This window comes from Lysinibacillus sp. UGB7, from assembly GCF_049058285.1.
Classification (GTDB): Bacteria; Bacillota; Bacilli; order Bacillales_A; family Planococcaceae; genus Lysinibacillus; species Lysinibacillus sphaericus_B.
Window position 1 is genome coordinate 150,869 of sequence record NZ_JBMGUV010000002.1, and the last position, 22,744, is coordinate 173,612.

The following is a 22,744-nucleotide window of genomic DNA, read 5'->3' on the forward strand; positions in this document are numbered from 1 at the left end:
CATGGATGATACTACTAGTTGCTGGTTGTAGTGCAACAAAGCAGGAAACGTGTCGTGATAAACAGGAAGAAACTGTCATAAAGAATGATTTTTGGGATGAACAATGAAAAGGAACAAATTTTATGAATTCTACTTCTTTACCAGATAATTATGAAGAAGCAAACGAATTTAATATTGAATTTGTTCGTTTAGCACCGGATAAATGGGCAAAAGACAGAGATTTCTTGTTTAATGATCAACCAGATTCAAATTCACAAAAAGATTTTCTAATAGGTAATGCAGATAAATATGAAGGAATTGTGGAAGAAGATTTTAAAAAGTTAAAAAAAGATTTGGATGCTGCATATGAAAGAGGTTCAAAGGTTGTATTAACTGTTCTTAGTCTTCCAGGAAATAGATGGAGACAATTATGAAAATGATGATCGTATATGGCGAGATTTTAGCTATCATGAGCAAGCAGCACTTTTTTGGAAAGATCTTGCCACTCGTCTGAAAGACCATCCAGCCGTTGTTGGTTATAACTTAATAACTGAGCCGCATCCTGAAACAGCTACTGGATTTCATGACTTTTGGGCAGAGGATTATGATGAATGTTATAGCCAAGTGGAAAATACTCCAGCAGATTTAAACAAGTTATATAGTACTATTGTCGAATCAATACGTAGTGTGGATACGAATACACCAATAATTTTTAAAATTCGTCTATATGCAACACCATGGGCTTTCGAATATTTAAAACCTATTGAGGACGAAAACGTGTTATATGCTTTCCATATGCATGAGCCATATGAAATGACAAGTCAAAATCGCAATAAAGGCTTCACATACAGTTATCCTGGTAAAGTGAAAGTTGGGGGGAAAACCAAGAAGATTTGGAGGGTCAATGTATTACTATATTTTCTTTTTGTTACTATTACTCAGAGATTTCTTTTTAACATGAGGCCTGTTCAGTGTAGCTTTCAATTCTCTATAAAGCATTTAAAAAACTAATCCCCCAAAAAATTTTGTCAAATGAATGTAACATTCTTGTTTTAAGATACAAGAAATTAAATCATTTGAAACGAGGTTCAACAATGAAAATAATTAAATTTAAAAAAGCTTCACTAATTCTACTAGCAGTCGTGTTAGGTATACTATCTGTTTTTTGTATGATGAGACTTTTATTAAAAGACAGTAGAGAGGAAATCCATTTTATAGATGACATTGGACCAATAGCTGTGGAAATAAACCAACAAACAGGTGGCATGTTTCCTAGTGTAACGATAGCACAGGCTATTTTAGAATCGAATTTTGGCAAAAGTGAATTGGCTGTAAACGCAAATAACCTTTTTGGCATAAAAGGACGGTATCAAGGAAAGTCTGTAAAAATGCCTACGATTGAATATAAGAATAATAAAAGTTATACAATAGAAGCTGAATTTAGAGCTTATCCAGATTGGAAAAATGCGTTAATTGACCATAGTAAATTAATTTTAGAGGGAACGAGTTGGAATGAACAACAATATTATGAGGTACTTGCTGCAACAAATTATCAAGAGGCAGCCTATGCATTGAAAAAAAGCCACTATTCCACAGATCCTTTGTATCCCGAAAAATTAATTGCTATTATCGAACAGTATAATTTAGGGAAATATGACAAGTAGGAGTTAGATAAAATGAATATCCTTATTGCAGATGATGAACTAGACATGTTAAAGATTTTGCAGAGCTATTTTCAAAGGGAAGGATTTACGGTATTTACTGCTACAAATGGAGCAGAGGCCCTTGATATTTTCTATCATGAAAAAATTGATTTGGCCATTTTGGATTGGATGATGCCAGAAAAAGATGGCATTACAGTTTGTCGCGAGATGAAGGAGACACAAAAAATTAAAGTATTAATTCTAACGGCTAGAGACACAGGAGAAGATGAATACCTTGCTTTATCTGATGGTGCAGATGATTATGTAAATAAACCATTTTATCCACAGGTGTTAATTATGAGAGTGAAAAAATTACTGCAAATGGAATCCGTTCAACGACTAAATGATGTTTCATTCGATATCTCAAGCCAACGCGTTTGGCGAGAGGGAAAAGAATTAGATTTAACAAAAACTGAATTCCAACTTTTACGTGTATTTAGTCAAAATAGAAGACAAATATTAACTAGAGATCAACTGCTAGATTTGGTCTGGGGTATGGATTATATGGGTGATCCACGAACGGTAGACACACATATTCGGCGCCTGCGGGAAAAAATTGGAGAGGATATTATCCAAACGCATCGAGGTGTTGGATATAGTACAAGCGAATGAAACATAAAATTGGAACAAAATTGACTATTTATATCACGCTTGTTGTAATCATCACTTTTAGCATTTCTCTTGTGGTGAGCCAGTTTTTTCTACCAAAATTTTATCTCTATCAATTGAACCAAAAAGTAACGAATGCTTTGGTCGCTTATCAGAATTATGATGATGAAAGCTTGGTGGAGCGTCAATTTGATGTAACGATACTTTCAGTATCGCTTGATGATAATATAAATGACCTTAATGAAAACTTAAAACAACAACTGTCAAGAGAACATATTGCCCTTAATAAATTTTGGGTTTCTGATGAAGTATTACAAAAAGTGGCTGAAGATAAAATTGTGGGCAAGCTTTATGATCAAGGGAAACAAAAGTCTAGTTTTATTGTGCATTATGCAAAAGAAGGTAACCAGCTAATGATGATTGGGTCCTCTATGGCTAAATTTACTGACATTGCTTATTTTATTAATCGATTTAACCTAATTCTTTTAGCCATTAGTATATTCGTGATTATGGTAGTTACAGCCATTCTATCTCGAAAACTAACAAGTCCGCTAAATGAACTTAAAAAAGTGGCAAAAGAAATTGGGGAGTTGGATTTTAAGCAGGCTGAAATTCGAACAGGTGATGAAATCGAGGAACTTGCGAGAAGTATCAATAAAATGAGTAAGGCACTTGAATCAGCGCAACAGATATTAACAAAACGCAACATTGATTTAAAGCAATTTATGATAGGTTTAACACATGAGCTTAAAACGCCTCTTGCCCTGATAAAGGTGTATTCGAGTGGAATAAAAGACGGTTTAGATGATGGGACTTATCTAACAGTTATTAATAAGCAAGTTGATAGAATGGAAAAAATAATTACAGATATGCTTTATTTTGCTAAAACGGAAGAAAACGATTCTAAAAAAACCAGTTTTGATTTAATTGAGTTAATACAAGAGATAGTGAATAGTTATCAACCGATACAAGGGGATAAAATAATTCAACTTAAAACGGATGCTACTGAATTCATACTGAAGACAGAGCAGGAAAAAGTCCATTTTATTTTAGAGAATATGATTAGTAATGCAGTAAAATACACTTCAGGAGATGATATAGATATTTCCCTTGAAGAAAATGGCGTGTTTGAAATTAGTAATGCTACAACTCTTATAGATATTTCTAGAATATGGCTACCTTTTTATGTCGGAGAAAGTTCTCGTGACAAGCATTTTTCAGGTACTGGGCTTGGACTTGCAACCGTTAAAAGTCTTGCAGAGCAATTAGGCTATTCTGCTGAAGCTACACTCGCAAACGGAAAAATAACTTTTAAAATAGGATTTATCAAATGATATGAGTAGTAATTTAACGAGGGTTTTCGTTAATCAGTCTAAGCTCATTTCAGATTGATGACAAAAGGTATTCGAAATAATCACATTGCGAATACCTTTTGAAACAATTTTTGTATCCCTCGTAAGGTTTTTCAACATATACCATGCCTTCTTTGGCACCCGCAAAGACAGGTTCATTCTAGCCATCACCGCAATTATTTATAGACGTACACTAGTTGATTGGAGCGCAGGCGGCGACTTCTGCAAAGAATAGCATGGAATGAAGGCCCCGCAGAAGCGAAGTGACGAGGAGACTGAAGCCATGCCTGCGAAAAGCGTCCGCCATAGTAGAAAGCAACGGGCTCATATAGATGCTTCTATGTTGAAAAGAAAAGAGACTGTAAACATTAAGTATTTTCGAGACCTGATATGCTACTAATGGATAGATAAAATTAAGATCAATAGCAGCTTACAATTTGCGTACGAAATGGTCTTCAGGCACTATTTGGTCCATTGTCAGCACTTCTAATTGTTGTCGTTCATTATTTATATTTCTTATCCTATCCATCATCTTAATAACCCCCGTATATTTGTTGATTGGAGCGCAGGCGGTGACTTCTGCAAAGAAAAGCATGGTCTGAAGGCCCCGAGGATGTAGATATGTTAAATCGATTTACTAGTTTGTTACATTGAACACACTTTTTGTTTTTGCTATAGTGTTTGAAAACTAGAAAAAGGGGACGTATAGGTCATGAAAGAAATTTTAGACTTAAACCACTTAACCGGTTTATCAAATGAACAGTGTGAAATTATTTTAGTTGCGGCTCAGAACCTGCAGATAATAGCTGACCTTTCTCAAGCAGATATATTTATTAATTGTCTGTTGAAAAAAGACAATGCATCTTTAGTTGTAGCTGAAGCAAAACCTACTACGACGCCTACTTTGTATAAAAAAAGTATGTTAGGGCATATAGCATTTGAAGAAACGGAACCAGGTGTAATATTTAGTTTAAAAACTGGCAAACCAATTTTTAAATCAAGAGGGATAACGGAGGAGCGTGGAATCATGCAACAAGACATTATTCCTATAAAAGACCTGGGTGGGGAGACCATTGCCGTGTTAATTAAAGAAAGGGATATCTCCCAAGAAGTACAGAACGAAAAAAATATGGAGCAACTTATAAATGCGACCAATAGTGAGGAAAAGCAAAGTGTATTTCAAGCCATTGTTGTTCAGGAAATCCATCACCGCGTCAAAAACAATTTGCAAGTTATTTCTAGTTTACTGCGATTACAAATGCAACGGTGTCATTCGGTGGAAGTAACGGAGGTATTTCATGACAGTATATCGCGTATATCCAGTATGGCTTTGGTTCATGATTATTTGGCACAGCGCGGCATTGAGGAAGCAGATATTAAATTTTTAATACAACAAATTTCTACATTGCTAGTCTCTTCATCCATTATTCCAGGTCAAGATATTGCTGTGTCTGTTGAAGGAGAATCGGTATTCTGTTCTCCCGAGAAAGCAACAGCTGTTGCACTGATTGTCAATGAGTTGGTTCAAAATAGCATAAAACATGCTTTTCCTGCGTTGAATCGCGGGAATATTGAAATAATTTTAAGGCAACGAAAACAAATGGCCACTATTATCGTAATGGACGATGGATGTGGGATAGGAGATTCTTTTTCCACAGGCGATATGTCTTCTTTAGGATTACATCTTGTGAATATGTTAGTGGAAGAGAGGTTGCAAGGGGTTCTGTCATTCCCACTGTCCGACAAAGGCACAAAAGTTTCGATAACCTTTCCGATTTAATAGCTATCAACGTTAGTTAATACTATCAGTTAAAATAAATTAGTAGTAGCTACTAGTGAAACTAATTCATTGTAGCGTAGAGAATTCAAAGCAAGTCACCCCAAAGAAATTTAGTTGTACAAGATTTCGAGGAAGCTTTTGTCTTGTCCGTAGCGAGCAATTCGAGCGGAAATGAGCAGAAAAGGATTGAGCTCTAATCTAACAGGTATTTATTTTCGAAAAGAGGAAGCTCTCTTTACAAAATCCTTACGAATAGTGTAAAATGAACCAAAATAATATTTGAGGCAAAGGCGCCTTTCACGCCTGAAGAAAATTTCTTCAGGGAATTGTGAAAGCGCTTTTTTTTTCGTTAATTGCAATCTTTAACATAAAAAGGGGTGTTAAATGATGAAATTGTCCTGTGTTGTAAAAGGAACTCACTATACGTTTTCGTCGGTAAGGGAGGTACTTGCAAAAGCAAGTGAAATGAAATCTGGGGACGTGATGGCGCGTATAGCAGCACAATCATCCCTAGAGCGTATGGCAGCAAAAGTAGTACTTAGTGAGATGCAGCTGAAAGAGATTTATGAGAATCCGGTTATTCCATATGAGTTAGATGAAGTAACACGCTTGATTTATGATGATATTAGCGACACGATCTACAAAGATATTCAAAATTGGACAGTTGGAGAACTGCGAAATTATATCTTGTCATCTGATACAGGTGCGTATCAATTATTAAGGCTTTCGAGGGGATTGACGAGTGAAATGATATCAGCTGTTGCCAAGCTTATGTCAAGCATTGATCTTGTTCTTGCATCCCAGAAAATGAAATATCAAGCACATTGTAATACTACAATAGGGGAGCCTGGCCGCTTGGCATTTCGTTGTCAGCCAAATCATCCAAATGATGTTCCAGAAGGAATTTTGTATTCAATTAAAGAAGGGTTATCCTACGGAGCAGGTGATGCGGTTATTGGTATTAATCCGAATGTAGATACGGTTGAATCCGTGAAAAGTCTTTTGACAATCTCACATGAATTTATTGAGAAATGGCAAATCCCAACGCAAAATTGTGTTTTGGCCCATATCACAACACAAATGGAAGCACTAAAACAGGGGGCACCTATCGCCCTTATGTTTCAAAGTTTAGCAGGCACACAAAAAGGCAACGAAGCATTCGGTATATCGAAAAAAATTCTTGATGAGGGATATGAGATGATGGCTCGTTATGGTACATCAACAGGCCCGAACTTTATGTATTTTGAAACAGGCCAAGGTTCGGAGGTATCTTTAAATGCCGACTATGGTGTAGATATGCAAACGCTTGAATCAAGAAGCTACGGCTATGCACGCCACTGGAAACCTTTCATGGTCAATACTGTTTCCGGCTTTATAGGACCGGAGACACTGTATGATGGTCGCCAATTAATTAGAGCGGATTTGGAAGATGGGTTTATGGGGAAATTGCATGGCTTGCCAATGGGAATTGCGCCCACTTACACAAATCATATGAATGCCGATCAAAATGATCAGGAAGTGGCTGGAATAATAACAGCAGTTGCAGGCGCGAATTTTTATATGGGCGTACCAGGTGGGGATGATGTTATGCTTAATTATCAAGATACAAGCTATCACGATGATGCTAGCTTACGCGAGATTCTAGGACTCCGACCACTTCGAGAATTTGAAAAATGGCTGGAAAAAATGGACCTGATGGAAAATGGCAAGCTAACAAAACGTGCGGGAGACTTATCAATTTTTGATTAAGGGAAGGGGGATACAATGAATATTCAAGAAATTGTTCAAAGAGTAGTAGAAGAAGTACAGAAAAACTTGAATTCGCCAAATGCCAATAGCCATCAAAGAACGGAAGAGATAATAGATTTTCCAGAAAAAAAGATAAATGGCGTTGTAGAACCGCATAATGCTGCATCTATTGAGCGAGCACAAAGTATTACACCTGCCCGTATTGGTATTGGTCGAACTGGCACCCGCACGTTGACAACAAGCTATTTACAATTTTTAATTGATCATGCAGCTGCACAGGATGCTGTATCAAGAGGTGTAAGTGATGATTTTCTTCGGGAGATAGGGTTGCATAAGCTGGAGACAAATGCTCGTGATATGCAATCTTACTTAATGGATTTAGATTCTGGTCGAAAGCTGTCAGATGAATCGGTTAAGTTTCTTGATGAAAACGGAGATAAACGAAAAGATGTGCAAATTATTGTTTGTGATGGCTTGAGTTCTTCGGCTGTGGAAGCCAATGTAGGTAATTTATTGCCTGCTTTAATACAAGGGTTAAAATTAAAAAATATCAGCGTCGCTAAGCCATTTTTTATTAAGCGAGGACGTGTATGGGTGCAAGACCAAGTAGCTGCTATTGTTGATTGTGACCTAGTGATTTCATTGATTGGTGAAAGGCCAGGTCTAAATACAGATGAAAGCTTGAGTGCATATATGATATACCGACCTACTGAAAAAACGGTTGAAGCCGATCGGACGGTAATTTCAAATATTCATAAAGATGGACTGACACCACTTGAAGCTGGTGCCTATTTATCTGAGTTGATTGAACAAATGCTTCTTGCTAAGTGTACAGGCGTTTCTTTTGCGCAGCAAAGAAATTTAAACATGTAAGTAATGACAACATGTACCCTATGTTCGATTTATTTACTATAAATCAAGGAGTTAAGAATCAAACTGTTCCTTTTTGATAATGGCAGTAGCGTAACATGAGGTAGGGATTCATGCCGAGCCGTTAAATAGGACTGATTAATTCAAGCAAAACAATGTTGATGACACTAATTATACTATAATCATTTTTCTGTTCAGAAAGGTTGTGGTGTTTTATGAAAAAACGGATACTGATTGCTGAAGACGAACCAATTATCAGACTGGACTTGAAAGTAATGCTTTGGAATCACGGTTATGAGGTAGTCGGAGAAGCAGGAGATGGGGATCGAGCGATTGAACTTGCTTATAAATTAAAACCAGATCTTGTGTTAATGGATATAGACATGCCAAAACTAAATGGTTTAAAAGCAAGTGAGGTTATTGGTCGTCAACTGGATATACCAGTGTTGTTGATTACTGCATATAGTCAAAAACAATTTGTAGAAAAGTCTAAGCAAGATAATGTTATGGGTTATCTAGTGAAACCAGTTTCTGAAGTTAGCTTAATTTCAGCAGTCATCATTGCACTTCAACAAGCTGAGAGGACACAGAAGCTAAAGCTAACTTTACAACTCACACAAGAACAGATTCAAAAGCGAAAAATGATTGAGCGCGCCAAAGGGCAACTTGATGGAAAGTAATCAGCTATCGGGCGACTTGCGGGACCAAAATAGAAACAATGCTGCAATTGAATTTTTTAAATTGCAGCATTGTTTTTTTGCCTCATAGAACCTGCAATCCATTTGTTGGACACTGAAGTGATACCAAATAAAATTAAAGGTTTAAATTTTGAAACGACTTATAGATGAAAATAATAAAGCTAAAGTTGAAGTAATAACTTTGAATCCATATGAAAGTATTGTAGCTGCTGTACTGGTTAACGAAGAAACAAAGATACAAGAATGACAAATATAAAGTTGAAATTCCAATCCGTTGGGATCTTCTTCACTGTAGCCGTTTTGATTTTTCCACATGGAGCAGGCATCTTGATTGTTAACGTTGGGATCAAGATTATCTTAAGAAGTACTTAAGAATTTCAAAATAACTATGAAGATTTATGTATTAACTTAAAAATTTTCAAATTATTTGGTTTAATGGATGTGGAAAGAGGATAGGGGGTATTTATTTTTTAACTGGATAATTACAAAAAATGGATGAATCCAGGGTGTTGCTTTCGGCAAGCCATAAGAAGAAAGTGATTAAATGACAAGTATATTGAAAGCAGTGATATACTTCGATGTTTATGATAATATGTCACGGGAGATGAATAGAAATAATAAGGTCAGCACCTACTTATATTAGAGTGAATTCTTGGTTTAAACTATTTTAAGGAGAACAACATAGTGAGTATAAATATTTTAGTAATTGATGATGAGAAGGAAATTGCCGATTTAATAGAGGTTTACTTAAAAAATGAAAATTACAACGTCTTTAAATTTTATACAGCAAAAGAAGCCCTTCATTGTATTGACACAGTAAAGTTGGATCTTGCCATTCTTGATATCATGATTCCTGGTATTGATGGTTTTACTATTTTGCGGAAAATTAGAGAAAAATTTAATTTTCCGGTGATCATGCTAACTGCGAAGGAAGAGGAAATTGATAAGATAAATGGTTTTTCGTTAGGAGCAGATGATTATATAACAAAACCTTTTCGCCCATTAGAATTAATTGCTCGTGTAAAAGCTCAAATTCGGAGATTTACTAAGTATAATCAGGATACAAAACAAAATGAAGACATTATTGACTTTGCAGGTCTAGTCTTGAATCACAATACACGGCAAGTTTTCTTAAATGAGAGACAATTAGCTCTTACGCCTACAGAGTTTTCTATCCTTTGGTTTTTAAGCTCAAATCGAGGTAGAGTCATTAGCTCAGAAGAATTATTCAAAGAAGTTTGGAAAGAAAAATATTTTAACAGTAATAACACGGTGATGGTTCATATTCGACATTTACGAGAAAAAATGAACGATTCTGCTGAAAAACCAAAATTTATTAAAACCGTGTGGGGGGTGGGCTATACAATTGAAAAATGAGTTTGGAATGTTAAAAAGGAAAATTATTCTACAAATTATCTTCATATTAGTACTGACCATGATTATTGGTTATATTATCAACTACACTTTAATTGATGGTATGTTACAAGCACCTTTTGCGGACTGGTTTATAAGATTTTGTGAGGATGTACTTCAGTTAGACTATTACGCAGCACGAAATGCGTACAGAATATTATTTCAGCAGAATAAACATTTATGGTTAGCTATCGGACTCATTATTTTACTTCTGGTCATTTTTTATGTAGCTCTTTCTCGTTTTACCCGTTATTTTATTTTGATTAGTACAGGTGTAACGATGCTTTCTGATGAATCAGATAAAGAGATACGACTCCCTTCAGAGCTTGAATTCATGGAAAAGAAGCTAAATACTGTGAAAAGTAAATTAGAAAAACGGGCAAAGGATGCGCAAGAAGCTGAACAACGAAAAAATGATCTTGTTGTTTATTTAGCGCATGATATCAAAACACCTCTGACATCCATTATTGGATACTTGAGTCTGTTGGATGAAGCGAAGGATATGCCTGTCGAGCAAAAAGAAAAATATGCAAAGATTACATTAGATAAATCATATAGACTTGAGCAATTAATCAATGAATTTTTTGAAATTACAAGATTTAACCTGCAGTCCATTATTTTAGATAAGGAAGCCATTAATTTAAACTATATGTTACTGCAATTGGCAGATGAATTTTATCCTTTGTTAGCGCCAAAAGGACAGCAAGCCGTTGTGAATATTCAAGGGGATATTCAGATTTTAGCTGATGCCAATAAGTTAGCAAGGGTATTTAATAATATTTTTAAAAATGCCATAGCATACAGTGATGATAACAGTACCATTGAAATTAGTGCTGAAAATGTAATAGACCAAACAATCATTACATTTACAAATAGGGGAAAGGCAATTCCTCCTCAAAAGTTAGAGATGATTTTTGAAAAATTTTATCGCTTAGATTCTTCCCGGTCTACACAGACAGGTGGTGCGGGGCTGGGACTGGCGATTGCCAATGAGATTATTGTCGCCCATGGCGGAAGTATATCTGCAACGAGTAACGATGACAACACAGTGTTTACAGTACAAATTCCACATTCTTAAGAAAACTTAAGATTTCTATAATGGATTATTAAAAAAGGACTCCTTTTTCTATGTTTCAATAGAGACAATGAGAAAAGGAGTTGTTTTTATGTTAAAGAAAAAGAGTATATTTAGTCTCTTGTTAAGCATAGTCATTATTTTAATGTTTATTTTATTTGTAAAAGAAAATTCGAAGAATCCAATGGAAGACATTTTGGACTCGCCTCAGATGGAGATGCCAACGAAAAGTGATGAAAGTTTGGATATTGATTTACACAGTTCAAATGCTGTATTAGTCAATTTGGATGAAAATAAAATTTTACTGGACAAGAATAGTGAAGAAGTCATTTATCCGGCTTCTTTAACAAAAATAATGACTGTACTTGTAGCAATTGAAAATATAACGGAATTAAATGAAAAGGTTTTTCTTCATCAAAGTATATTTGCAGATTTATATAAAAAAAATGCTTCAATGGCAGGCTTCCTTGCAAATGAAGAGGTAACCGCTAAGGATTTACTTTATGGTTCGATGTTGCCATCTGGAGCAGAAGCATCTATTGGTTTAGCAAATTTTGTAGCAGGGTCAGAGAGAAAATTTGTCAAACTCATGAATGACAAAGCACAACAGTTAGGGATGAAAGACACGCATTTTACGAATGCAACTGGCCTCCATCACCATGACCATTATACAAGTGTTAAAGATATTTCAATACTTCTACAATATGCATTAACAAACAACATATTTCGTGATGTGTACACAGCACAAAGGTACTCTACATCCCCGACCAATCTGCATCCAGAAGGCATAACATTTACAAATCGCATGTTCAAAAATATTAGTTCAAGTGACTTACCTAAAGGAAAGATTATCGGCGGCAAAACAGGCTATACAGAAAAAGCTGGCTTATGTCTAGCAAGTCTAGCTGTCATAAATGAGCAAGAATATATCCTCGTTACAGTAGGAGCTGAGGGTGACCATCATACCGAACAATTTAATATTACGGATGCATTTTCGGTGTATAGTGGCTTGTAAAAGCATTAACTATATTGGATACATGTGAATGTGAATTATGGAAACAAGCATTTGAGAATGACAATGGAGGGTCTCTTTTTTCCCACATTAACGGTCAGTAGGACACCTACCTCAAGCAGAAATAAGCAAGTTTCGAGTCAAAGTGACAATAATGTTAGACTAAACTTTTTATTGTCATCCTAAACGATGGTTCATCGATATCTTTTTCCTTAACATAGCTGTATAAAGCTTAAAAGGAGAGAGAATCTTGAATATATCGGAAATAAATAATAATTTATTCAGAATGATTAATAGTCTAGGGAAAGAATTTCCATACATCAATTTACCAATGATTATCATTGCTGAATATACAGTTTTTTTCTTAGCTATTTTTGTTATACTGTTGTGGTTTACGAAAAATAAAGAAAATAAAATAATGCTTATTTGCGCAGGTATTGCGTTCATTTTGGCTGAAATTATAGGGAAGTTTGCAGGATTATTGCATTTTAATCACCAACCATTTGCTGTGCTTGCAAATACCAATCAATTAATCGAAAAAGCAATTGATAATTCTTTCCCTAGCGATCATACTATTTTATTTTTTTCATTTTGTATGACATTTTGGTTGTTTAAAAAAGGAAGATGGATTGGCTGGATTTTGTTAGCGATATTAGTTGGCGTTTCACGTATTTGGGTAGGCGTGCATTATCCATTAGATGTTTTTGTAGGTGCTGTTATTGGTATTACTTGTGCAAGCATCATTTACTTTACAGTGCCAAAATTAACATTTATAACAACCGTCATCACTAAATACGAAGCCATTGAAAAAGTAATCATCGCAAACTTCAGCAAGCTAAAAAAATCGAAAGTCTAGATAATATGAACTAAAATTAAAGTTACTATATTAAGAATAATTAATCTGTGCATTAAAAGTCACATCTAATCCACTTTAAAAAGGGGCTACTAAGGCCCCTTTGTCTATTTAAACGATTAACATTTGATGCAAAAAATTTGTTTCGTTTCCTAACCAATTCATTTACACCGCTCCAAATAATTTTAGAATATTAATAATGATAATACCTACTACACCGAAGTCTGAATCGCCAAAAGTTGTTCCTTCATAACCAATATCCCCCATAAATATCAGCAGGATGGCTGGAATAAAGCTAATTATTAAGCCATTGGCAAAGGCACCTGCCATGGAGCCGATTCGCCCCCCCGTTGCATTCCCGAAGACCCCCGCAGCTGCACCAGTGAAGAAGTGGGGTACGAGACCAGGCACAATAACTTTTAACCCAATAAGAGGGAGGGCAAACATAGACAATAGACCAGCCAGGAAGCTAAATAAAAAGCCGATAATCACGGCGTTTGGCGCGAATGGAAAAATCGTTGGGCAATCTAATGCAGGTTTGGTATTCGGAACGAGCTTATCTGCAATCCCTTTAAATGCAGGGATAATTTCTGCAATGAGCATGCGTACACCTGCTAAAATGATGTATACTCCTGCTGCAAAAGTAATGGCTTGAATAATTGCGAAGACGATGAAGTTAGAGCCGCCTGATAATTCTTTTTCAATATAAGATTGACCAGCAAACAATGCCACAATGATGAAAAATATGCTCATTGTTAAGGAAACGGCAACCGATGTATCTCTTAAAAAGCCTAGAGATTTTGGTACTTTAATAGCTTCAGTTGATTTTGCTTTATTTCCAAAGAGTTTACCAATTTTAGCCGATACATAATAGCCAATGCTACCAAAGTGACCGACAGCAAAATCATCGCTGCCTGTAATTTGACGTACAGTTGGTTGTAAAATGGCAGGGAACACCACCATACATATCCCTAATAGTATAGAGCCAACAATAATGAGCGGAGCACCACTCATACCACCAACAGAAAGGGAAGCTGCGATTAAACACGCCATAAATAATGTATGATGCCCAGTTAAAAATATATATTTTAAAGGCGTAAATCGCGCTAACAGTAGGTTCATGATCATACCGAATACCATAATCATTGCAGTGGCAGTACCAAAATTCGTTTGAGCCGCTGCTACAATGGCTTCGTTATTTGGAATAACCCCTTGCACATTGAAGGCAAAATCGAACATTTTACTAAAATGCGTTAAAGAGCCAATTAACACGGCTGCTCCAGCACCAAGGATGACAAAGCCCATAATTGTTTTTAACGTACCTGAAAGAACGGTTGAAGCGGATTTCTTTTGGATTAGTAAGCCGACAAAGGCGAAAAGGCCGACTAGTATTGCTGGTGTACCTAAAATGTCATTCATCATAACATCTAACATACCAACACCTCATTCTATCCAAATATTTTTTAAAATCCCTTACTAACGGATGCCAAGCCACTTACTACAACATGTAATAAATGGAGGCAATGTCATTTTTGAAGTCACAACCCCACAGATTAACGTTGCACTTTATAACAACGGTGCAAGCTTTGATTTAATTTCTGAAATGCTCATCATATTAACGATACGTACAATTTTCCTCATGCCATCATCTAATTGATCCATAATATCTCCTGCGCCAATATACAGATCTGCTTGTTCTGCCGTTGCGGTTGATAAATCTGTATGTGTTACCTCGGCTTCTTTTCCGAGTTCAGTCAGTGCCTTTTTAACAGTTAATGCCATCATGAAGCTACTGCCTAATCCATTTCCACATACGACTAAAATCTTCATTATATTTGCTCCTTTGTAGCGTAGTGTTTTATTTTTTCAACAATGTTTTCTGGATGCTGGCAAGCGATAATGCTGTCGATTTGGGTGGGTTCCTGTAAAACTTGCGTTAAATCGACTAATGCCTGTAAATGAGACGCATCATCTATTGCCGCTAAGACAATGATTAAGTAAACGGGTTGATCTGGTGCGAAATGTACAGGGTTTTGTAAGCTTAATAAGCTCATTGATAATTCATTGACCCCTTCAGTTGGTCGCGCATGGGGAATCGCAACTTTAGGTGTTAGCACTACATAGGGACCATGTTCTTCAATAGCCTGTATCATCGCTTCTAAATAGCGCTGTTCTATTTTCTGTTGCTGCAATAATGGCGATGAAGCTAAGCGAATCGCATCCTTCCAGCTGTCTACCTTGTGAGCAATTTGAATCGTTTCCTTATTCAATAACTCGGAAAGCAAATTGTCATACCTCCTTCCCATTGGTATCCAAAAGACTTCTATCTATGTTATTAATGCAAGTTAGGTAATTATGTCAGGCTGGGGAAATTTTTTAGAGAAATTGTTGAATGCTGGCGGGTGTGGTTTTTACAATGACCAAGATGTGTCAAAGGCTATCAATAGTAGTATGATGTACGCGCAATCCTAACGAGCAAGTGATCTCGCAGTTGCTTGAGCACCTGCGAGTCTTGTGGAACGAGCGTAGAAAGAGGGCATTATGAATGAATGGCATTCATTTTTCTAGCTATATCGTAGATTGATTCTTTTACAAATTCATCGATTTTATTGTCTAATCTTGATTTAGGATAGACGAGCTGAATTTTTCGTGTCAGTGTCATGTCATGCAAATCTTTCTTCATCAATAGGCCAGATTTTAATTCATCCCCAAGAAGAGCAACTGATAGAAAAGCAATGGTTTTTCCAAAGGTAAGCATCTTTTTAATGGTACTGACAGAATCAAGTTCAATCGTATAAAAGGATGGCTGGAAAGGATCCATCCATTTTTCGATAAAATGATTAGTTGAACTGGATGAAGTGTGCAATAATACTTTGTTTTTAAGGACATCTGACTTTGAGATGTCTTTTTTTGTTGCCAACTCATGATTAGGGCTTAAAGCTAATACGAGCGAATCTTCGCCAATCGTTTCATAGACGAGGGATGGATGTTGTTGTTTTGTTTCCATGATCAAACCAAAATCGAGTTCCTGAAGGGCCACCATGTTTTCGATTTCAGGTGCTGTTTTTACTTCTAAGGAAATTCGAATGTCTGGATAAGCCGTGGAAATTTGATGAATAATATCAGGCATAAAAATATGCGCAGGTAGTCCACTTGCACCTAGTCGGATGGAGCCAATATGTCCGGCCAAAAGCTTTTCAAAGAAGCGATCCATGTCATGTTGTAATTGCACGATTTGGCGTGCATAGTGATAGAGCCCTTCACCTGCTTCCGTTAAGCGATAGCCGCCTGCATTCGTACGAAATAAGCGCACGCTGTATTCTTCTTCAATCGAGCGAATATGGAAGGATACAGTGGGGGGTGTAATCCCTAGCTCTTTAGCGACAGGAGCTAGTTTTTTAAAATCTACGAGTAGGCAAAATGCCTGTAATTTTAGATGATTCATTTTAACCTCCTAAAGTAAATTAGATAAAGTATTGCATTTGCTTTAGTTTATTAGAATTTTTTTAACGACATGTTAATAGTAGGTTAATATTTTCTAAATATCTGGAATTTATAGTAGAGATAGATGAGGAGGATACGATGAAAATCTCAATGACAAATATAGAGAAAAAATATGGCCAGTCACAAGCGCTGTGGCCAATTAATGTGGAGTTAGATAGTAAGTTCATCACCATATTGGGACAATCAGGCTGTGGAAAGACAACATTATTAAAAATATTAGCAGGTCTTGAAAGACCAACAAATGGTGAAATCACATTTGATGACACGATTATTTATTCTTCTAAGCTGCGCAAAAATGTGAAGCCAAATAAGCGCAATATCGCCATGGTCTTTCAGGATTTCGCCCTTTGGCCACATATGACCATTTTCCAAAACATTGCATTTGGCTTAAAGGGAATCGTGCCAAAGACAGAAATCCCTGGACGGGTAGCGTATGTGATGCGATTGGTGAACATGGAGGGGTTTGAAAAACGAAAACCGGGAGAATTATCAGGTGGACAGCAACAGCGAGTAGCGCTGGCACGGGCACTGGCCACAAATCCAAAGCTAATTTTATTTGATGAACCATTATCCGCTTTAGACGCAGTGCTAAGAGAAAAAATGCAAGATGAAATTATGCATATTATTCATGAACTAGATTGTCAGGCCATTTTTGTGACCCATGATCAAACAGAGGCAATGACAATGTCAGATCAAATTATTGTGATGGAGTCAGGTAGAATCGCACAGGTTGGTTCACCTGAAGAAATATATCATGCACCTGCAACACCGTATGTAGCGGATTTTATTGGGAAAGTTAATTGGTTGGATAAAGGTATCCATATTGTGCGACCAGAAGGTGTATCGAGGCATCAACACCCAGGAACTATTGCCAAGCAAGCGATGATTGTGAAAAGTACTTTTGTTGGAGATCGTTATTTGGTGCAGGCGCAAGTAGAAGGCAAGCAATGGAGCTTTTATGAAGCTGTGCCACTTGAACAGGGCAAGCAACTTGAAGTTTTTGTAGATAAAAAACAAATCTATCAATTGGAGGGTTTACAGTGAAGAAACGTTTTAACTTACTAGCAACAGCAGGCGTTCTTTTAGCTTTAACATTGGCAGGTTGCGGAAATAATCAATCTGCGGGAAGTATCAGTAATGATGCAGCGAAAGCAAAGCCGCAAGAAGTTCAAACATTAACGGTCTATTCCGCTGGTCCAGATGGTTTGGCAACAAATATTCAGCAAGCCTTTGAAGAGAAAACAGGTATGAAAGTAGAAATGTTTCAAGGGACGACGGGGAAAATTTTATCTCGCTTAGAGGCAGAGAAAAATAATCCTGTGGCAGACGTTGTTGTATTAGCTTCCGTTGCATCAATGGACGGATTAAAGGGATCAAATCAGCTACAAAGCTATAAAGAAGCTGAAAATGCAACTAAAATTAATAGCGATTGGTCAGATGCAGACGGTTATTACTTTGGCTATAGTGCATCGGCCTTAGGGATTGCTTACAATACGAAAAATACAAAAGAAGCTCCGACAGAATGGGCAGACTTAGCAAAAACGGAATGGCAAGATAAGATTAATATCCCCGATCCAAGTTTGTCAGGTTCTGCGGTAGATTTCCTGTACGGCTATGTGGAGGCAGAAAAAACTGCTTGGGATACAATCCAATCATGGAAAAAGAATGGACTACAAGTGAATGGGGCAAATAAGGAAGCGCTAGATGCTGTGATTACGGGGGATAAAAATGCAACTATCTCAGGTGTAGACTATATGGCCTACAAAGCCAAAGCTAGTGGTGAGCCAGTAGAAATTGTTTATCCGAAGAGTGGAACAGTTGTATCTCCGCGAGCAGTGGGCATTATGAAAGATGCTAAAAATGTTGAAGGAGCTAAAGCTTACGTGAATTTCTTACTGTCAGCTGAAGGACAAAAACTGGTCACAGATGCTTATTTACTACCCGGCAATAACGAAATTCCTGTGAAAGACCGTGCAGCATTGGATGAAATTCCACAGTTAAATGTGAACTGGAAAGGTGCAGAAGCAAAGCAACTTGATATTTTAACTAAATTTAATGATATTTTTCGATAAGAGGCAAATGTAAAGTTCAACAATTTCCATAGAAAGAAAGCGCTCATTTTCAGCGGGGGATGGCGAGTCTGCACGATGCAACCACATCTGTGGGATCTTGCCAGTTTGTTGTCCCTCAGGGGGCGTGAATTTTTCACTTACTGCTAATAGGTATAGCTCCACCCATGTTTTCTTAGGAAGGAATGAAGCAACAATGATAATGGAAGGCAGACGCACTTTTGGCTTATTACTGACGATTGTCGCAACGTTTGCTATCGCGCCATTAATAGCTATTGTCTATTATACATTTGTCAATGATGGGCATTTAGATGTTTCGCAGATTAATAGAATGTTTGCTAATGATAGATTATGGCATACGCTGGGCAACTCCTTATTATTAGGTTTGTTAGTAATTTTGGGCACAACGATATTAGCCTTGCCAATGGCATTGATTCGTACAAGAACGAGTTTACATAAATTTGAATGGTTAGATATTATTTTAACTATTCCTTTTATGACACCACCTTATATTGGTTCTATGGGATGGATACTGTTTATGCAGAATAATGGCTTTTTACAGCAATTAATGCCAAGTGCAACATGGCTGTCCAATACCTTTTTCTCCTTATTTGGAATGGTCATGATTATGAGTCTACATCTGTTTCCTTTTCTATACTTAATGTTGAAAAATACATTGTTAAGGATCAATGGTTCATTTTTAGATGCTGCACTAATTTTTGGACGTAGCTCTTGGCGCAATTGGACAAAGGTTGTTTTGCCTTTACTGGTTTCAAGCTATGTTCTAGGCATATTGCTAATTTTCATCAAAACGTTAGCAGAGTTTGGGACGCCTGCAACCTTTGGAAGTCGCATAGGTTTTCAAGTTTTTACGACAGAAATCCACTCTTATCTTTCAAGATGGCCGGTAGATATTAGTATGGCGACATCACTTTCTTTGTTTTTACTATCAGTGTGTCTAGTTATCTGGTATTTCCAAAATCTCATAGGACGTAAATATACATACAGCGTGCTTTCTGGCAAAACCCCTGCTGTTCGCGACATGAAAGATAAGTGGTATATCAAGCTAGGCTCATGGCTATTTGTAGGAATGGTGCTGCTGTTTTCAATTGCTATTCCGTATTTTTCAATTATTGTAACCTCGTTGCAAAAAGTACGAGGAGATGGTTTGAGTGCCGGTAATTTCAGTCTAGCATCTTATCAGGCAGTGTTTACAAGTGGAAGTGCTGGCTTATCGGCATTTCTAAATAGTGTTGTTTTTTCAATACTTACAGCGGTCATTACGGCAATTATTGGATTATTTATTGCACTCTATATTAAAAAAGGCGAAGGGAAAAAGCAGCAAGCGTTAGATTTCTTTAGTCTCATGCCGAATATCATACCAGGAATTGTCTTTGTCGTCGGTTTAATAATGTTTTGGAATGCACCATGGTTGCCAGCGACTATTTATAACACGAAGGCGATGGTAGTTGTGACGTATTGTGTGCTGTTTTTACCCTATTCTGTGCAGTATACAAAATCATCTTTATCGCAGTTGGATCAATCGATTTTTCAATCAGCCGCTATTTTCGGACGTAGTAGTTGGGACATGTATCGTTCTATTTTTATTCCATTATTAATGCAGGGAATTCTTGCTGGCATGATGATGACTTTTATTATTTCAATGCGTGAGCTCGTAGCAGGATTGCTTATTTTGCCACCCTCTGTTGAGACGGGTGCAACATTTATCTACAGCCAATTTGAGCAAGGAAACGTTGGCGTAGGGATGGCTGTTGCAGTTATTACAGTCGCTATGACAGTAATGTTTATGTTCGTATTAGCTTGGCTTCAAAAACGGGGAGGACATGCAAGTGCTTAATGTTGAAATTTTGGGGGGAGTTGGGGAGTATGGTCGTAACTGTTTTTATCTCGAAAATGAAGGGCGGGCCATTCTTCTGGATTGTGGTGTGATGAATAATCATGAGAAAACGCCCCCGGATTTAACCCATGCCCATGTGGCTAAGCTAGATGCTGTGTTTATCTCTCATGCGCATATTGACCATGTAGGTGCACTCCCGTTACTTGATAAATGGGGCTACAACGGACAGATATTTATGAGTAAAATGACAGCGCATCAACTCAAACAAACGTATGAAAATATAACAATATTTCAGCCAGAGTCAAGTGGTAACTGGTTAACTATTAGCGATAGTCTGTCCTTTCAATGGGGCTATAGTGGTCATGTAATTGGCAGTGTATGGTACAAAATTCGCTTTTTAGAGGAGGTGATATTTTTCTCAGGAGATTATGTCGTGGATTCCTATCTATTAAAGGCCACTCTCCCGACAGAGGATGATAGGGGGTATGATTTAGCATTTATCGATAGCGGACATATTGAGAAGTGCATCAAGAATGTCGAAGTGTTGCAGCAAATCACGAACTTTATCAATGCCAATTCAAGTTGCCCGATTATTTTTCCATCTTCTTTTTCAGGAAAAACCGCGGATATTGCGACTTATCTTTTTCAGCATACGGTAAGAGAACTAAGTGTAGACAATGCATTCTTGACCTTTTTTGAAGATTATGTCGATGCGCCAGAAAATCTATTGTTTTCAACGTATAACACAATGTTGAAAGTATTTAACAGTGATTGCTTGCAGACTAAGGTAGTCAGTGAGAACGCCATCTATTTTGTCCTAGAGCGTGACGAGTCGATAATATCGAAACTGCTGACCGATTTTCCAACAGCAATTGTTATGTTTACTGGGTACTGTAAGAAAGCCCGTAATATAAAAAATTTAGCGCAAGATCGAGCGAAGCAGTTTTTTTACAAAACACATCCTGATTATCATGACATCATAGAGCTATCGAAAAAAATAAACGCTCAAGAAATCATCTATTTTCACAGTCAGTTAACAACTAAAGAAACTACATTGTTAAAAATTATAGGAAATGAGGATGACATATATGATGAACCATGTTAAGAAAATGGCCCTGAAGCTAAGTCTAATTGGTCTTGTATTACTAAGTATTGGCGTGATGGGTGTCACACAGGTGAAAGCAGCAATCGAACCTGGTCATGAGATTAAATATAATATTAAATCGGAGCTATTCAATGAAGCTAACATCTTAAGTACTTTTAGTGCCACTAAAAAAGATGAAGTGAAAATTTACTACTTCGATACACCGAGTAAGCACTTTCAAAGTGCAGACTATAACAACCGCTTACGTGTCTATAAAGATAGCAATAAAATCGATATTACGTATAAAAAAAGATTGCTAAATACCCCGCTAAATGAGGCAATTGCCATCACCAAAAGTCATGGTTTCACAGGCTCGGAATCTAACTATAAATTTGAATTGGATATTAAGGGCGGTAATCGTACGTTCACAATAAGTAGAAAAGAGTCATTAAAGGCAACCTCTAAAGTTTCCTACGATACAGTGGATACTAGTGCAGCAAAGAAATTAATTTTAGAAAACGTTCCGAAGAAAATTTTAACTTGGGATTCGGAAGCATGGTATAACAATACATTATCACAGACTATATTTTACGGTCCTGCAAAGGCGACAACGTATAAAGGAAGCTATGCCGGTTATGAAGCAGATATTGAAGTTTGGAACTATCAAGGAGAAATCATAGTAGAACTATCTACGAAAGAAAGCGATGCTGCCAAAGCAGCTATCATTGAAAAATTATGGCATGACCAATTACTAACAGCTGGCTATTTAAGTGCAAATCAGCGTGGCAAAACGGCCTTTGTCATGGACAAATAATGCAAGAAGAGCTTTGTCAATGGGGTGACTGTAAATGCTCTGAACAAAACGATTTTTTATGAATGATAAAAGCTCCTCACTCTGTAGACAAACTTAAAGAAATTTGAGTTTGCCTACAGTTTTTTCTTTTTAGCATAAACAGTAAGAAACCGTTGATTTCCGTTCCAGGCGCTCCCTTTCCGCAGGCACGGCTCAACTAATTTTTTCGGCAGGTCGCCGCAAAAATGGATTTCCCGCACGTGCTGTTCCTGCAGGAGTGTCGCGCCTTTCGCTCCAATCAACTTGTATGGCTTTAAAAATACTTGAGGGGATGTTAAACATG

General features: G+C 36.9%; 20 protein-coding genes and 1 pseudogene. 17 read left to right on the plus strand and 4 right to left on the minus strand.

What is annotated here, in order from left to right; translation table 11 throughout:
- Positions 1 to 5: 5 nt before the first annotated feature.
- The 12 genes and pseudogenes from ACOMCU_RS03075 to ACOMCU_RS03130 all read left to right on the plus strand — a co-directional run.
- Positions 6 to 903, plus strand: a pseudogene (locus ACOMCU_RS03075) (glycoside hydrolase family 5 protein); the annotation flags it as partial.
- Positions 904 to 1,073: 170 nt separating this feature from the next.
- Complete coding sequence (locus ACOMCU_RS03080; RefSeq protein ID WP_421049428.1) at positions 1,074 to 1,643, plus strand: glycoside hydrolase family 73 protein; 570 nt, start codon at positions 1,074 to 1,076, stop codon at positions 1,641 to 1,643.
- 12 nt (positions 1,644 to 1,655) lie between these two features.
- Positions 1,656 to 2,294: a response regulator transcription factor gene (locus ACOMCU_RS03085; protein ID WP_010858704.1), complete on the plus strand. Its 639-nt coding sequence runs from the start codon at positions 1,656 to 1,658 to the stop codon at positions 2,292 to 2,294.
- Entirely contained in the window at positions 2,291 to 3,625 is a 1,335-nt protein-coding gene (locus tag ACOMCU_RS03090) for a histidine kinase dimerization/phospho-acceptor domain-containing protein (RefSeq protein ID WP_421049429.1), read from the plus strand. The genes ACOMCU_RS03085 and ACOMCU_RS03090 overlap by 4 nt, the downstream gene beginning before the upstream one ends.
- 730 nt (positions 3,626 to 4,355) lie before the next feature.
- Complete coding sequence (locus ACOMCU_RS03095; protein ID WP_421049430.1) at positions 4,356 to 5,423, plus strand: sensor histidine kinase; 1,068 nt, start codon at positions 4,356 to 4,358, stop codon at positions 5,421 to 5,423.
- 387 nt (positions 5,424 to 5,810) lie between these two features.
- Entirely contained in the window at positions 5,811 to 7,172 is a 1,362-nt protein-coding gene (locus ACOMCU_RS03100; protein ID WP_010858707.1) for an ethanolamine ammonia-lyase subunit EutB, read from the plus strand.
- Positions 7,173 to 7,187: 15 nt separating this feature from the next.
- Positions 7,188 to 8,045 (plus strand): ethanolamine ammonia-lyase subunit EutC, encoded by an 858-nt coding sequence (gene eutC / locus ACOMCU_RS03105; protein WP_421049431.1) that lies wholly within the window; start codon positions 7,188 to 7,190, stop codon positions 8,043 to 8,045.
- Positions 8,046 to 8,257: 212 nt separating this feature from the next.
- Positions 8,258 to 8,722 (plus strand): ANTAR domain-containing response regulator, encoded by a 465-nt coding sequence (locus tag ACOMCU_RS03110; protein ID WP_010858709.1) that lies wholly within the window; start codon positions 8,258 to 8,260, stop codon positions 8,720 to 8,722.
- 702 nt (positions 8,723 to 9,424) lie between these two features.
- The gene (gene vanR, locus ACOMCU_RS03115) at positions 9,425 to 10,117 is read left to right on the plus strand and encodes a VanR-ABDEGLN family response regulator transcription factor (protein WP_010858710.1); all 693 of its coding nucleotides are present in this window, start codon (positions 9,425 to 9,427) and stop codon (positions 10,115 to 10,117) included.
- 7 nt (positions 10,118 to 10,124) lie between these two features.
- The gene (locus ACOMCU_RS03120) at positions 10,125 to 11,231 is read left to right on the plus strand and encodes a sensor histidine kinase (RefSeq protein WP_421049491.1); all 1,107 of its coding nucleotides are present in this window, start codon (positions 10,125 to 10,127) and stop codon (positions 11,229 to 11,231) included.
- Between the two features lie 88 nt (positions 11,232 to 11,319).
- Entirely contained in the window at positions 11,320 to 12,243 is a 924-nt protein-coding gene (locus ACOMCU_RS03125; protein ID WP_421049432.1) for a D-alanyl-D-alanine carboxypeptidase family protein, read from the plus strand.
- Positions 12,244 to 12,490: 247 nt separating this feature from the next.
- The gene (locus tag ACOMCU_RS03130; RefSeq protein ID WP_010858713.1) at positions 12,491 to 13,096 is read left to right on the plus strand and encodes an undecaprenyl-diphosphatase; all 606 of its coding nucleotides are present in this window, start codon (positions 12,491 to 12,493) and stop codon (positions 13,094 to 13,096) included.
- Positions 13,097 to 13,258: 162 nt separating this feature from the next.
- On the opposite strand, the gene ACOMCU_RS03135 is transcribed toward ACOMCU_RS03130, so the two are convergent.
- From ACOMCU_RS03135 to ACOMCU_RS03150, 4 genes are all read right to left on the minus strand, one after another.
- Positions 13,259 to 14,527 carry a PTS ascorbate transporter subunit IIC gene (locus tag ACOMCU_RS03135; protein ID WP_010858714.1) on the minus strand — a complete coding sequence of 423 codons (1,269 nt, stop codon included), beginning with the start codon at positions 14,525 to 14,527 and terminating at the stop codon, positions 13,259 to 13,261.
- Positions 14,528 to 14,659: 132 nt separating this feature from the next.
- Complete coding sequence (locus tag ACOMCU_RS03140; protein WP_010858715.1) at positions 14,660 to 14,923, minus strand: PTS sugar transporter subunit IIB; 264 nt, start codon at positions 14,921 to 14,923, stop codon at positions 14,660 to 14,662.
- Positions 14,923 to 15,378 carry a PTS sugar transporter subunit IIA gene (locus ACOMCU_RS03145; RefSeq protein WP_010858716.1) on the minus strand — a complete coding sequence of 152 codons (456 nt, stop codon included), beginning with the start codon at positions 15,376 to 15,378 and terminating at the stop codon, positions 14,923 to 14,925. The genes ACOMCU_RS03140 and ACOMCU_RS03145 overlap by 1 nt, the downstream gene beginning before the upstream one ends.
- Before the next feature lie 254 nt (positions 15,379 to 15,632).
- Positions 15,633 to 16,538, minus strand: coding sequence for a LysR family transcriptional regulator (locus tag ACOMCU_RS03150; RefSeq protein ID WP_421049433.1), 906 nt, complete (start codon positions 16,536 to 16,538; stop codon positions 15,633 to 15,635).
- A gap of 137 nt (positions 16,539 to 16,675) precedes the next feature.
- On the opposite strand from ACOMCU_RS03150, the gene ACOMCU_RS03155 reads away from it, so the two are divergent.
- The 5 genes from ACOMCU_RS03155 to ACOMCU_RS03175 all read left to right on the plus strand — a co-directional run bounded on the left by ACOMCU_RS03155 (position 16,676) and on the right by ACOMCU_RS03175 (position 22,422).
- Positions 16,676 to 17,641, plus strand: coding sequence for an ABC transporter ATP-binding protein (locus ACOMCU_RS03155; protein WP_421049434.1), 966 nt, complete (start codon positions 16,676 to 16,678; stop codon positions 17,639 to 17,641).
- Complete coding sequence (locus tag ACOMCU_RS03160; protein ID WP_421049435.1) at positions 17,638 to 18,669, plus strand: ABC transporter substrate-binding protein; 1,032 nt, start codon at positions 17,638 to 17,640, stop codon at positions 18,667 to 18,669. Before ACOMCU_RS03155 ends, ACOMCU_RS03160 begins: the two co-directional genes overlap by 4 nt.
- 193 nt (positions 18,670 to 18,862) lie before the next feature.
- A complete protein-coding gene (locus ACOMCU_RS03165) occupies positions 18,863 to 20,524 on the plus strand; it encodes an ABC transporter permease (protein ID WP_421049436.1) in 1,662 nt (553 codons plus the stop codon).
- A complete protein-coding gene (locus ACOMCU_RS03170) occupies positions 20,517 to 21,629 on the plus strand; it encodes an MBL fold metallo-hydrolase (RefSeq protein ID WP_421049437.1) in 1,113 nt (370 codons plus the stop codon). Before ACOMCU_RS03165 ends, ACOMCU_RS03170 begins: the two co-directional genes overlap by 8 nt.
- Entirely contained in the window at positions 21,613 to 22,422 is an 810-nt protein-coding gene (locus ACOMCU_RS03175) for a hypothetical protein (RefSeq protein ID WP_421049438.1), read from the plus strand. Before ACOMCU_RS03170 ends, ACOMCU_RS03175 begins: the two co-directional genes overlap by 17 nt.
- The last annotated feature ends 322 nt before the right edge of the window (positions 22,423 to 22,744 follow it).

Excerpts from the sequence above, each read along its gene's own strand:
- ACOMCU_RS03165 (WP_421049436.1), top strand. The coding sequence starts at position 18,863 with ATGATAATGGAAGGCAGACGCACTTTTGGCTTATTACTGACGATTGTC.
- ACOMCU_RS03155 (WP_421049434.1), top strand. The coding sequence starts at position 16,676 with ATGAAAATCTCAATGACAAATATAGAGAAAAAATATGGCCAGTCACAA.
- ACOMCU_RS03080 (WP_421049428.1), top strand. The coding sequence starts at position 1,074 with ATGAAAATAATTAAATTTAAAAAAGCTTCACTAATTCTACTAGCAGTC.
- ACOMCU_RS03150 (WP_421049433.1), bottom strand. The coding sequence starts at position 16,538 with ATGAATCATCTAAAATTACAGGCATTTTGCCTACTCGTAGATTTTAAA.
- ACOMCU_RS03100 (WP_010858707.1), top strand. The coding sequence starts at position 5,811 with ATGAAATTGTCCTGTGTTGTAAAAGGAACTCACTATACGTTTTCGTCG.
- ACOMCU_RS03135 (WP_010858714.1), bottom strand. The coding sequence starts at position 14,527 with ATGTTAGATGTTATGATGAATGACATTTTAGGTACACCAGCAATACTA.
- ACOMCU_RS03095 (WP_421049430.1), top strand. The coding sequence starts at position 4,356 with ATGAAAGAAATTTTAGACTTAAACCACTTAACCGGTTTATCAAATGAA.
- ACOMCU_RS03090 (WP_421049429.1), top strand. The coding sequence starts at position 2,291 with ATGAAACATAAAATTGGAACAAAATTGACTATTTATATCACGCTTGTT.
- ACOMCU_RS03110 (WP_010858709.1), top strand. The coding sequence starts at position 8,258 with ATGAAAAAACGGATACTGATTGCTGAAGACGAACCAATTATCAGACTG.
- ACOMCU_RS03125 (WP_421049432.1), top strand. The coding sequence starts at position 11,320 with ATGTTAAAGAAAAAGAGTATATTTAGTCTCTTGTTAAGCATAGTCATT.
- ACOMCU_RS03140 (WP_010858715.1), bottom strand. The coding sequence starts at position 14,923 with ATGAAGATTTTAGTCGTATGTGGAAATGGATTAGGCAGTAGCTTCATG.
- ACOMCU_RS03120 (WP_421049491.1), top strand. The coding sequence starts at position 10,125 with ATGTTAAAAAGGAAAATTATTCTACAAATTATCTTCATATTAGTACTG.
- ACOMCU_RS03085 (WP_010858704.1), top strand. The coding sequence starts at position 1,656 with ATGAATATCCTTATTGCAGATGATGAACTAGACATGTTAAAGATTTTG.
- ACOMCU_RS03175 (WP_421049438.1), top strand. The coding sequence starts at position 21,613 with ATGATGAACCATGTTAAGAAAATGGCCCTGAAGCTAAGTCTAATTGGT.
- eutC (WP_421049431.1), top strand. The coding sequence starts at position 7,188 with ATGAATATTCAAGAAATTGTTCAAAGAGTAGTAGAAGAAGTACAGAAA.